The organism is Xenorhabdus bharatensis, assembly GCF_037996705.1.
In the GTDB taxonomy this organism is placed as follows: domain Bacteria; phylum Pseudomonadota; class Gammaproteobacteria; order Enterobacterales; family Enterobacteriaceae; genus Xenorhabdus; species Xenorhabdus bharatensis.
Window position 1 is genome coordinate 47,249 of the sequence record NZ_JBBMXG010000007.1, and the last position, 13,670, is coordinate 60,918.

At 48.4% G+C, this 13,670-nt stretch carries 1 protein-coding gene; it reads right to left on the bottom strand.

Features of this window, described 5'->3' with window-relative positions; genetic code table 11:
- Positions 1 to 25: 25 nt before the first annotated feature.
- Positions 26 to 13,468 carry an MARTX multifunctional-autoprocessing repeats-in-toxin holotoxin RtxA gene (gene rtxA / locus AAC855_RS08500; protein WP_340609157.1) on the bottom strand — a complete coding sequence of 4,481 codons (13,443 nt, stop codon included), beginning with the start codon at positions 13,466 to 13,468 and terminating at the stop codon, positions 26 to 28.
- Positions 13,469 to 13,670 lie beyond the last annotated feature (202 nt).

Genomic DNA, 13,670 nt, shown 5'->3' on the forward strand with positions numbered 1-13,670 from the left:
TAATCAGATTCAGTTCATAAAACCATCAAACCAGTCTGGATTTACCCGTTGTCGTATCCGACCATGCCATCATAATGGAAGATTGCGTTTGTCCATCCAGTGCGTCAATAAAGCCACTGTCACCGATTGTCGGTGCAAAACCGCTCATTGCCTGAACCAGTGAATCCACTGCATTGGCAGAAAGCGCGGTATATTCACGCTCACCGTGGGTATTTTGATCGCCCATTCGGGTAACAATATCCGCGCGGTTGCCATTGAAGTAGTCGGTGAATGTCACAGAGCCGATTGCTTCAAACTGCCCTTGTTCAGAACGGTCTTCCACATGGCGGTTAGTGAGCATCACCAGATCGTAACCGCTGCGCTGGAACCATAGATCCTGCCAGTTGAGTTCGTTGAAGACAATCTTGTCACCGTGTTTGATATCTTCAACCACGTTATCGATCACGTCTCCGCTGATCACATAGCTATTCACGCCAGCGCCGCCTTTAAAGCGGTTCTGGTATCCTCCCAGTACCAGCAAGTCATCGCCATCACCGCCGTCAAACTGGCTGAACTTGGAAATAACATCTGCAATCAGGTGATCATCACCGGCTCCGCCGTTAATCAGTGCATGGTAACCCATCAGTTTTATAGCATCGTTACCTGCCCCGCCGTCGATCCGGTTATAGTTGCCGAAAACCGTGGCAAAGTCATGATCATCCCCCAAATCGGCCTGATTATTGTTGCCGATAGCAACGACATAATCCTGACCTTCTCCACCTTCAATACGGTTGAAGTTACCGGACGCCACGATGTAATCACGCCCTTTACCGGTTTCAATGACTCCGCCTTCACCAAAGGCAAAGACCTGATCATCACCTTCTCCCATGTAGGCGTAGTTTATGCGTCCCGCAACTACGGCCACATCATTGCCTTTACCACCAAACATGATGTTTTCACGCCCCATCAGAACACCGGTGTCGTTGCCTTCACCGCCCGTGAAAATATTGGAGGTTCCCAGAGCGTAATAAACATCATCACCACGACCGCCCCAGAAGTTGTTATTATCTCCCAGATAAGCCCCCAGATCTTTGCCGTCTCCGCCCCAGTTGAAGTTATAGTTACCGAGGGAAACATGGATGTCTCCATCCCCTTGCAAATGACCGCTGGTTCGTAGGAAATCAAAGGTTTTTTCCTGCATATGCAGCAAATCATCTGTCAGGTTCTGTTTCAGATTGGAAACCAGATCTTTCATCTCTTCCTGCTTATTCTGCTTCAGCAGGGTTGCAAACAGGTTTGGCAAGTTGAGGGAATTAAAGCCGAAGGTGCGCTCTGATTGTGTATTTTCTTCGCTGGTATTTTCAGCTGACGCAATCTGTTCTGTCGGGGCTTTTTCTTTGATGCCATGACTTTCAAGGAACGAATTCACCCCATCGGCACCGGCTGCCAGATGGGTTTTCAGGCCATTACGCAGTGTTTCCGGATCAACAAATGCCGACAACTGGTTGCCACTGAATTCGCTGATCACCTCCAGCATTTCCCGCAAAATAGCAACGCCGTCTACCGATTGATTCGAACGGGAAATAATAGCGCCATCTGCGGTGTAATCCACACCAAAGATATCACCCAGTGTGGTATCAGCATTCACGCTGGCAAGGTTTCTCAGCAGCTTATTTTTAAGCTGACGAGGCAGATCCGCCGGATTAAAGGTGAATGTGGTTTTTGCTATCCCGGTTGACGTGTATTGCTGAGTCATCAGGCCAAACAGTGAACCGAGGTTAATATCCAGAATCGAGTGAATATTGTCACCGAACATCAGGTTCCAGTTACCGGTTGTTACCTGAATATCAGCACCCTGCCCGCCAACGGCAAAGTTGAAGGCCAGTTTTTCATTCATCTGACGGAGTTTATTGGCTCTGCTGAGGTTAGCCATTTCCGGCTTATTCCCTGCCCCACCCAGCCACTGGTTATATTTCTTGTTCAGTGTGCTTTCAATATCGCTCTTCAGGCCACGACCGCTGCGTTTATACTGAGAATCGAGATCCGTCAGCGATGTGTAATCCACGCTGCTGGTCATATCCAGCCCTGACATATCCTGTAGATATTTCTTCACGCTTTCGGTTGTCCACTGTGCGTCCTGTTCAGACAGCCAGTCAGAAGTGGAGTACGAGCCGGCAATATTTTGCAGAATGCCCGAGACGCGGGAAACATTGTCAAACGGATTAAGCATCGGTGGGGTCGGGATGGATTTATCCATCATCACCAGCAAGTCATTACTGTGCCCCTGATTAAAACTGATGTTCCGGTTACCGACAAACAATTGTGCGCCTTCCAATGCCTGATAACCGGCAATATTGATGCTGTGTTTGCTGTCACCATCGCCCAGATGAACCATGACATTATTATCGCCGAACGCCAGTGATTTGAATCCCCCCGTACCGATTTTAATCCCCACGTTGGTGGTTCCCCAGTTAATGGAGGTAAATTCGCCATCACCCGCCTGTACCTGCACATTGCCGGAATAGCTCAGTCGGTTATCAGAAGATGTTCCGATCGGATAATCCTCAGGCTGATACTGATGTTTTTTCGGCGCATGGAAAATTTCGGTATTGCCTGCAATCGCATTTTTCTCCGTCATCACCTCATGTGGACGATGTTTCCGGCTATTGGTACTGCTACGCAGGCTGCCTACACGGACAAGTGAAACGTTGTTTTCAGAAACATGATTGCGTATATGTTCGGCATTGCCTTCAACTTCGCCTTTCTCGTTCCAGCTCAGAACGATTTTATTTTCTGTGATCTTATTTTCCGCTCTATTGTGTTCAGATCGCGTATATTTACGACCTGATTTACCGATCACAACTTCGGTTCGGCGGGCAGAGACTGTAGTGCGGATCCCATTTTCATCAAGGGCAGAAATCAGGCGATAAGCAAAACCATCGCGCTTGTCATCACTGAGCAGAGAACAGCCGACCAGACTGATATAATCCAGCTTTCCGCCATACTGGAAACTATTCTGGAACTGCTTTAACCGCATTGCCAGTTCAGGCGCGGTATAATCACTCATTGTCGTGCTGTTGTAGCCATCAATCTCATCGCCGCCGTGACCAACAACCTGCCAGCGTATTGTGCCGCTTAACTGACTCGGGTCGCCGTATACCACTTTATACTGACCATTGCGATCAAGCTGGACAAGTACACTCTCTTTCGGATGCTTACCCGCCAGATAAGAGACAGAATCAGCCACATGAGGATCATCTTCGAGCTGAATAATAACCTGACCATCAAAACGCATTTTTTTACGTTCTAATCTCGGTAACACCTCAATCTCTTCCCACTCACTCAGATCGTGGTTATTCAGCGGATGAAGCCTGTTCAATGAATTTCTCATCGGTGAGCCATCAAAGATTTCCATTGCCAGAATATCTTTCATGGTTGTTCTGTCACCGAATACCGGACGATAAGCGGCCAGTGCTTCTCCATCCAGAACGATGACCCGCCCGAACATTCTTTCCCGCTCATTGTTTTTAGCCATGTTGTAGCTTTTTGCCATGTTCAGGCCGGACTGACCGAAGAAACGCGTGACGTAATCGCTGAATTTCTCTGCCGAAGAGAATTCCACAATGCCGACATTAGGATCATAGAAGCCGTATGTCCGGTTCTCACCGCTGCCTTTTGACCACGCTGCCATCGCGTGGCCCAGAGTATTCAACTCCAGCAGAACCGGTTTTTGCCCTGTATTGGCAGCCGTGATTTTTTCGATCACACCCTGCACACTCAGCGCTTGTTCCCCGCTCAGTTTCTCTTTCCATATTTTAGTGGTGCTGTCCAGCATCGGATCTCTGGCATAGAGCGCGGATAGTGTTCCCAGTAACTTACTGGCGTTGGCCTGTTCCCCCTCGGAATATAATTCAGGATTGTTGAGCACTGAAGCCGCAGAGTACATTTTATTCAGCAGACTGCGTCCTACATTTTCCTGACCGTCATTTTCAAGCTGCTTTGCCAGCAGAACCAGTTTTGACAGTGGTACACAGCGCCCGCCAAAACCATCATTCGACAAGTTGAGTAACATCAGTTGCGGAGCCAGATGTTCGCTGGCTTTTGCATCGACCGCCCCCATAGAAGTGACATCACGGAAAAGGCGGCTATATTTCTCTACTTTCGGTCGCAGCGTCATTTTCAGTGCCCGGTGTTCAATTTCCCACGCCAGAGCACCTTTCTGTTCCGCCGTCCAGTTTCCTTTAACCAGCATATCCACCAGCTGCCTGATATCCATATCCGAATGGAAACCATCCACAATTTGGTTCGCGTGATTATGCCGGTAACCTGACAGGAAGGCTTTTGTCGCTCGCAAATCCTGCTCTCTGCCCTGATTATCGACCTGAGGTTTCAGCGCCTGCGTGTAACGCCTCAAATCATTTTTGATGCCTTTGAGAATATGACTCTCCTGCTCGCGCACTGGAGAACCGGCTTCAGACAGATTGGCAACAATTTGTCCGGCATATTTCACCATGACCTGATAACTGGATGCGTGGCTATAGTATGTATGCTCACCAGAAACGTTATAATCGGAGGCCACCAGTCGGGTTCGCAGTTTTTCACCTTCCTTGCCCAGACCTTCATTATCTGTCAGCAACATAATCGGCATCTGCTTCGAGATCCCACTCAGATTCTGCTCCACGGAAAATTTACCATTGACGGCTTTTGCCAGTATTCCAGTAAGGCCGGACGGATTCGATATTCCATGAGCCGTGATCGCTTTGGTCATACTCGGCATCGGTCTGTCCAGCAGTAAACCGGAAACGGTCATTCCTTTACTGTCCGCATAACGGGCAAGATCAGCCGCTATCGGTGCCCCCATCGAATAACCGTGGATGATGATATTTTCCGGGCTGATATCACGTTCATTAACCAGATAATGGAACATGGTACGCACATCCTGATACATACCCTGTTCATTCGGATACCCATCGCTGGTGCCATAACCCCGCATATTAACCGACAACACATCAATACCCTGTTGTCGGTAATGTGGCTGAATTTTACCCGCCTGCTCTTCAGCCGATGAACCGGAGCCGTGGATAAACAAGACGACTTTTTTATCCGAAGTATCCCTCTGCGATACATTTTGCCCCTGATGGTAATAGCCCACCAAACGTCCGGCTTCTCCCTTCAGAGTCACTTTTTGGGTCACACCGCGATTGGTGGCTAAGTTGATCCTGTTCTGCACCTCCTGACTGATTTGGCGACGCTCTTCTTTTGTGCCGTACAGCTCACTGTTCATGAAGCGGGTGACAGGATTCTTCGGCGCTCTCTCATGCGGTGATGAACCGTCATTAGGAATGGCAATTTTCTCTGCCCTTTCCGGTTGTTGTCCGGTTCCAGCATGATTTAACGCCGTATCAAAACGGTGATGTTTTTGTTTAATCCGCTCACTCTGAGTCGCTTCCTGCAATGACTGACCGAAATCAAACAGTTCGCTTGGTGTCCAGACACCAAAACCAGGCCGCCATGCTTTGCCAAGCACTTTCTCCGCTCCGCCAGCTTTGAGGATACGGGCAACAACACTTGAACAGTTTTGCGTCATAAGCTGATAACGAGCATCCGGGTCACTGCTGATTCTGCCCCACTCAGCCTGCATTGCCGCTACATCAAGGCCTTCCAGATTGATGCGATAGACCCGATCAGGGTCAACGGTGCTGTTTTTGAAATTAGCAATCTCTGCCAACTCTCTTTCAGCAAATTGGCTCATCACACTGGCGATGGCGCTCTCCATACGTCCGGAGTTCTGTAGACGAGCGGCCAGACGTAAGGCTTCCGCAAAATTCCGGCCGACTTCATGCATATCCATACCGGGATCAGCCCATTGAGCAAGGTACGGGCGATAAATGTATTGCGGTATTTCTGCGGATTTGAGCAGTTCCGGATTGGCAAGTGCCGCCATCGCAAAGCCTTCGCTGACATCCCTGAATTTAACATCCACCCCTTTGGCGATTTTCAGTTTTTCAAGGAACTCTTTCAGTTCAGCCGAACCATCCGTCAAACCAAAGCCATCATCTTCTTCAGCCTCAACATCAAATGTCAGGGTCGGAGCCTGAAAAGCAGGCTGACTCAGATCACGCCAGCGAAGTCGCAGATCAGGCTGATCCGGCGTGGCGATATTCAGAAGTTCTCGTATATCCGTCGATTTATTTCCTGCCGGCCACCAGCTCACATAGTTGATTTGATTGAGATGAGTGGCATCTTCTGCATTAACCAGAACACGCCCCTGACCGATTTGCATGGCAACATGGCCCAGCGTACTGTTTTCACTCGGCCGCCAGACATACAGTGTGGCACTGACAGGGGACAAGTGTTGTTCAATCGCCAGATGAACTTTTTTCAGGCCCGCAATATCAATACCTTTGCCATCTTTCGCCAGATCATGGGCCGCCAGTCCGGCGAAAACAGCATTCGTAACATCCTGACCATACTCTTTGGTTACCGCTGCCATCACCTGTTTCAGCCCGGCATCTGCGGTATTTTTACCCATATGCAGGCTGAACTGACCGTGAGTGACAAAATCGCCCTGAGGATCTAAATAGAGATGTTTACTCTCTTTGAGGTTAGCGTTATCGAGCCTATGATATAGCTCGCTGAAAGTGCCTTTCCCTGCGCTTTTCAAGGTCGGATCGGCCAGAACCAGCGACTCTTTCAGGCGGATATCAATCTGGGAAAGCAGCCGTTTCATTACAGATGCCCGCCCTGATTCAGAATGCCCGAGCAGATACCCCGCCACCTGCTGTTGCAGGTGAGTTAATGTTTCAATGGCATCCAGTGAATAATCCGGTTTTTCCTGTAAGAGCTGTTCATAAGCATGCAGTGATTCAATGACATTACGATAGCTTTCACCCAATGGTTTGCCTTTGATATAAGCCATTTTCTGCAATTCATCACCGGACATCAGTTCGGTCTTCGGCGAGTAATACCAAGAGCCACTGACTTTTTCGGCAAGAATGCGGGTATGACCCTCTTCAAGGGAAATAATGTGACTTCCCACCAGACGTAATTCAGCCGGGAGCTGTTCATAATTCTGATAATTAGCAAAAATAAAACGCTCAACAGTATTAATCTGCGCCTGATCCTGCGGGTTTTCGACTTTAATCACCTTCGACCCGGAAGAACGAAGCCCCGGCCAAGGCATAACCTCAAAACTATTATTTAAGCCTTCACGTATCAGAATATTGCGGTCAGTGCGCAGGCGATAGAATGGGATCGCTTGGTTTAACATGCTATCAATAGCACTGACTTTAATATCCAGATCAATCAGTGTATTCGCGTGGTAACCATCAGGATCCCGCTCAAGATATCTCAACTGTTCAGTCGGACTCAGTGAATCAAAGCGCATTTTCACTCTGACACCCGGATCTGTCAGCCGATGACCTATAGACTCCAGCGGTTTCCCCCGATAATGATAGGCGTGTTTATCCAGCAGACGAATTTCATTGACCAGACCTTCACGCTGTAATTGGCGCAAGACCGGCAACTCAACATTCCAGAAGAAATTGCCTAAACGTACCCCGCTCGGTGCGATGACATAAACATCATCACGCGCACCCGTCGCATAAACAGAACACCAGAAACCGATATTACTCCGTGTCGCTTCGCTGATGGCGGTGTGCAGTTTTTCCTGTTGGAAATCATCAGGATCAAGGGACGTATTACACCAATCCATCAACTTCTTATTGAGTTCAAGGGCAAGTACGTTTCCTTTCACATCAATATCGTAAACGACTTTTTTACCATCTTGCTGCGCAGCATCCAGTACAGAGCGGTAGATACTGAACTCCTGACCTGACCAGAATGAAACGATACTTTTTTCACCATGATTAGGTTCAAAGCTATAACCAAAACGCTCCAGCTTAGTGATAAACTGAACGCGCTTATCCCAGTCAAAATCAAGGGTTGAATCAACAAACAACTTCGCCAGTGGCGCAATTTGATCTTTCGGAATGGTGTGTCGGATGATACTGAAGAAATTCTCAATAAAATCAGTCAACCTATCTCTGATATTGTCATTAATCTCAATATTAGGACGCACACCCCCCGGTACAGGAATCGGTACAGGAATATAGTTACTCTTTGAATGATCATTTAACTGATGGCGGCCACCATCCAGCCAACGGTATATTTCCGCAACTTTCTCCGCTCTTTCTCCGATGAAAGGATAGGTTGAACGGCTATGCTTCGGAAAATCCCCTTTCGAAAGACTATTCTGCAATAAATGACTCCGCTGGGAGCTACCGCGTGAATCGGTACGGGAATCTGACCTTCCCAAAGGTTTCAGACCACTCAGATCCAGACCCGACACAGACGATAATTTTCTGTTCTCCGGTTCAGCGATATTCGGCATGGATTCAGGTGAAATATGGCTATGCGGTAATTGCTGCGTACGCGGTGAACGCGGCATATGAGTAGAATTTGCCTGTGTAGCACGAAGACCTGCATTGATCTGTAAACGCTCCACCGCTTGTTTAGAATCGGCAAGGGCTGATAAATCCCCCTCCGCTTCCTCTAGCCTTTTACTGAAATTCCCGACTTCCTGCATCAAAGTCGTGGAATTAATGTGGCTGACTGTGTCACCCATCCTTTCAGCTTCATAGGCTTTGCCTGAACGATTACTGCCAACCTGACTAAAACGTGGTGTATAACCACTATTTTTAGCTATTTCATCGGCTTCAGCTTCAATATCCTGAAGTGTCCTGCTGGCGCTACGTTTAGCCTGATCCGCCTGTTTTTGCTGCGCTTCTGCTTCTTCTTTCCGGTATTCGGCCTTAATCCGGGCATCCTCAACATCTTTACCTACACTGAGCTGATCTTGTTTAGATTTGGCAACATTGATTTCTGATTTATCCAGTGAATTTTCGATCTTCTGCTGTTGCTGTAGAGCCGTAGATAGAGCGTTATCCAGTTGCTGTCCGGCTGTTGCTTTTGCCGTATCTATCTGTGTCTGAAACTTATTCAGTAAGTCACCAGCAAAGTCATGACGCCAATGTGCTCCGGATCCCCCCTGATGGTGTGCGTGGGTCTGTTCATCCAAAAGTTCCAGTGCTCTGGCTTTCGCCAGCAGTTCATCCGTCACAGCCTGCTGTTCTTCCCGGATGATATCGCGCTGTGCCAGTCCGTTCGCATTCAGAGCATCAAAATCCGTGGATTCCAATTGATTCTGAGTACCTGCAATCGCTGCCAGTTGTTGCTCTTTTTCCTGCACCAGACGTTTATGATCAGCCTCAGCACTGCTTTTATCGGCTAACACACTTTCAGCCACGACATTTTTTGATGGGCGTTCGTCACCATTACTGTCACCGGAGCGATCCGATGTCGCCACGATGTTATCCAGTATATAACCTCTGCCGTCATCGTTACCGGTGCCTTTAAACGCCAGTCGGTTATTGCCGGACTGTGCAACCAGTACCAGTTGTTTATGCTGCCAGACGATCTTATCGTCCGAAGATGAGAAGACAACCTGACCATTCCAGAGCACTTCTATCCCGTTATCATCGGTGCTGGCTGCACGGCGGGCAAAATCAAAGTCAAGGGTAATCACCTCGCCCGCTTTAAGCTGCTTCAAATCCTGATAAATGGTGGTATTAACCTGTGCATCCAATTCAGAAACATAGCTGCCGTGGCCTGTATTATCCAGCCCATAAGATGCCGCCGGATGCTGGGCTTCAATGCCGTTGGTCGCTTGCCAGCCCAGAGTACCCGCCTCAAAATCTCCATTGGAAATCAGATTAGGTTTCTGAATGTTCCCGGACTGCTCCTCTTCATTCATGATGGTTTCCAGCCTGCTGACATCCGGTGTCTTCAGCTCGCTTACCGAAGCATGCAGATCGGCGGAAAGCGTGGAGCTGACTTCACTGATTTCCGTCAGCTTAAAGCCTTTCAGACCATCCACTTCCGGCAAGTTGATGGCACCACGCCCACGGTTACTGCCCGATGTATTGGCTTCATCACCATGAACCAGAAAGCTAATCCCCTGACTGCCCATTACCCCCAGTAACGTCTGTTTGATATTACCGAACAGCGTCGCCAGTTTATGGCTTTCCGTATTGCTGGAGGCCAGCGCCAGATTGTAAAAATCCCCGTTTCCGATTTGGATGGCGACGTTATTGCGGGCATAGGAGGCATGAATGTTCATCCCATCACCGACATGAACATTAGCATTGCCGGTGCCTTTCATGACCGAGACATTCAGTCCGTCACCCACTTTGGTGCTGACATTGAGCTTACCCCACGCCACATTGACCGAGATGCCATCCCCCACTTTGGTATTCACGTTCAAATCACCGTGGGCAGCCACCACGCTCAGGCCATTCCCCACGCTGGTGGTGATATTACTTTTACCCTTCGCAGCGGTAACCTGCATCCCATCACCCACTTTGGTGACAACATTGCTTTGGCTCCACAGCGCATTCAGGCTGTCGCCCTGACCCACATGCGTGACAATATTCGCATCGCCTTTAGCCAGTGTGACCTGACGGCCATTACCCACTTTGGTGATCACATTCGCTTTACCCCACGCGCCGGTGTAATCATCACCACGGCCTACATGAGTCATGATATTTGCCATTCCCTGCATGACACTGACAACCTGACCATCGCCGATCTTAGTCACCAGATTGGCTTTCCCTTTGGCAAAGTTATAGTGATCCCCGGTTCCCACATGGGTCATGATATTGGCATCACCCCAAGCGGCATTGACCGCCAGACCCTCACCAATTTTAGTCATCAGATTCAGATTGCCTTTGGCAAAACCGACGGTGTTCCCATCCCCGACATGAGTCATGATATTGCCGAATTTGGAAACAAGCAGACCGACCGTTGTCCCGTTACCGACTTTCGTCAGCATATTCCCCTTACCCAGCAAGACACCGGCAGTCACACCATGACCAACATGCGTGATAACATTAGCTTTCGCCGCGGCTACAACCCCCATAAACTCGTGGCCGACTTTCGTCACCACATTAGCTTCACCTAACGCCAGTACGCCCGTCAGCCCTCTGCCAGCATGGGTCATCACATTAGCCTGACCAAACATCGCTGCCAGTGTCGTGCCATCCCCGACTTTGGTCATGATATTGGCATTACCGGCAAACAACCCGAGGCTGGTGCCCTGACCCACATGGGTATAAATGTTAGCTTTGCCTATCATCACCGCCGCTGTCAGTTCATCACCCGCTTTAGTGAAAATATTGGCTTCCCCCACCATGGCGGCAAAGGTATTGCCGTGGCCAATATGGGTCATCACATTGCCCACCCCAATCATGGCAGCGAGGCTGTCGCCATTCCCTACCTTGGTGGCAAGATTGCCTTTCGCCACCATCAGGGCAACACTCAGGCCATCCCCCACATGGGTAAACACATTACCCAGTGCCACCATCAGTGCCAGCGCATCACCGTTCCCCACTTTGGTAAAGACATTACCGCCGCCCGCCATCATGGCGTATGCATTTCCCTGCCCGGTATGGGTGAAAATATTACCGACAGCGAGCATAGCGGCAATGGTTTCCCCGTCACCCACTTTGGTAAAGACGTTACCAACAGCCCCCATCGCGCCCAGTGTCCTGCCGTTACCCACATGGGTCAGAACATTGCCCAGACCAAACATTAAGCCGGTGGTTTCTCCGTCACCCACTTTGGTCAGGACATTGGCTCCCCCCATCATGACACCGGTGGTTCTGCCATTTCCGCTATGCGTCAGCACATTTGCCCCGCCGCCCATCACGGCAAAGACCCGGCCATTACCTCTGCGGGTCAGCACATTAGCGCCTCCCTGTGCGATAACTCGGGTATCACCATTGTCGGTTTCCCCAGATGAATCAAGTGCCGGATGAGTGCTGTTGATATGAGTAATCACATTAGCAATACCCCCGCCATTAAAAATCAGGTTTCCCTTTCTGTTCTTCTTGAAAATAACATTTGCCGCACCCGCACCGCTAAATTCGGTATCACCGATTTCCGAGTTGTGCAGAATGACATTCGCAAGACCCGCTCCCTTAAAGTAAACATTGCCACGGGCGACATTGGATTTAATAACATTACCGCCCCCTGCACCTTCAAACCGGACATCACCCGTGCTGTCATCCTGTTTTTGGTCTAACAGCTCCCGCTCACTGAACTCATGCATACAGCCAATTCGTTCAGATGTCACACGGACAGTATTCACACTGTAATTCACATGACTCAGCGTATAGCTGCCCTTACCGATAACTTTATAGCCAGAACGTGTACCAATAGATTGATCTGCCATAACCGCCGTTTGGTCACCGGCTTTGTACCACGGTGTCGCAATATATTTCAGTTCACCCGTTGCAGGATCATTGGCCAGTTGAACGACCACAACTTTGGTAATTCCCCCCACGAATTTGGCGTATAAATAAGTATTCGCCATGTGGTTGGATTTCACGGGTTTTACATCAAAAGTACTGCCATCCATCGAAACAGCATGTCCACCCATCCGGGCATCAGACAGCGTAATATTTTCTGCTGCAATCTGAACACCGCCAGCATAAGTCACCCATTCATCTTCAGGTAATTCACTTTCCAATGCATGTATCGTAAATGACTGATGATGCTCAACTGTCAGATCTGATAATTTATATACACCATCAACTTCAACCAACTGGTAACCGCCAATATCAGAAATATCCTGAGATGCCAGATTTTTGAGATGATTACCTGCTTTATGCCAAGAGGTCGTATAATATTTCAGTCTGCCAGTTTGAGGGTCATTATGAATACGAACTTTATTGATTTTGGTGTATTTATCATCGACAGAAGCAAATAAAAAAGTATTTATCTCGCGCGTGGATTTAATACCAACAACCTGCTGTGTTTTTTTAATCCAGCTGCCGCCCAGTGTTGCCGTCGTCAGTACAATCTCTTCCGCTTTCGCATAAGTAATACCTTCACCATTAAAGTTATCATTTAAACCTTTACGGGTGATTTCGTTATAACCGCCAGCACCTATAAAATGAATATTACCGTTGACCACATCTGAATAGAGATGGTTATATCCCCCCGCGCCCTTAAATGTGATATCACCACTGTGCCCGCGACGATATAAATTGTTATAAGCCGCGACGCCTGAATAATGTATATTACCGGAACGGCCATCATGCTGAATAACAGCACCACCCGCCGCACCCGCGAAAGAAATAGAACCTTCTTCTTCTTTATTAATTTCGGCGTATCCGACAGCACCTTTTACGTTTAAGTTACCGCGGGTATCACTGATTTTCAGGTAAGCTGAGCCACCGACTACCGTATCGTTGCCCGCGCCAGTGTAAACAGAAGCGCCAATCGAACCCAGTGTGATGTAATCATCACCACCATAAGCATGGATTTGCCCACCAAATCCAATCGCCACGATATTATTATCACCATCATCAGCGGAATAATTACCTGTAAAGAAGTATTCAACACTTCTCCAAAATGGTTTTCCCATAAATAAATCCCGGAATAAATTTAAAAATTGAAGATCAAAAAAGCCCAGTTAAAGGAAATAACCGGGCATCAACATGTATTTGAAACATTGTATTTGAATAGATAAAAAAACAGCACCCAAGAATAAATTGAAATTTGTGATATTTAATCGGGTCAATTTATTGAATTGAGGCATAGAAAAATAAATTCAGAAGGCAGATAGA

Bases quoted from the DNA above. Each gene is read 5' to 3' on its own strand.
- rtxA (WP_340609157.1), bottom strand. From the start codon at position 13,468: ATGGGAAAACCATTTTGGAGAAGTGTTGAATACTTCTTTACAGGTAAT.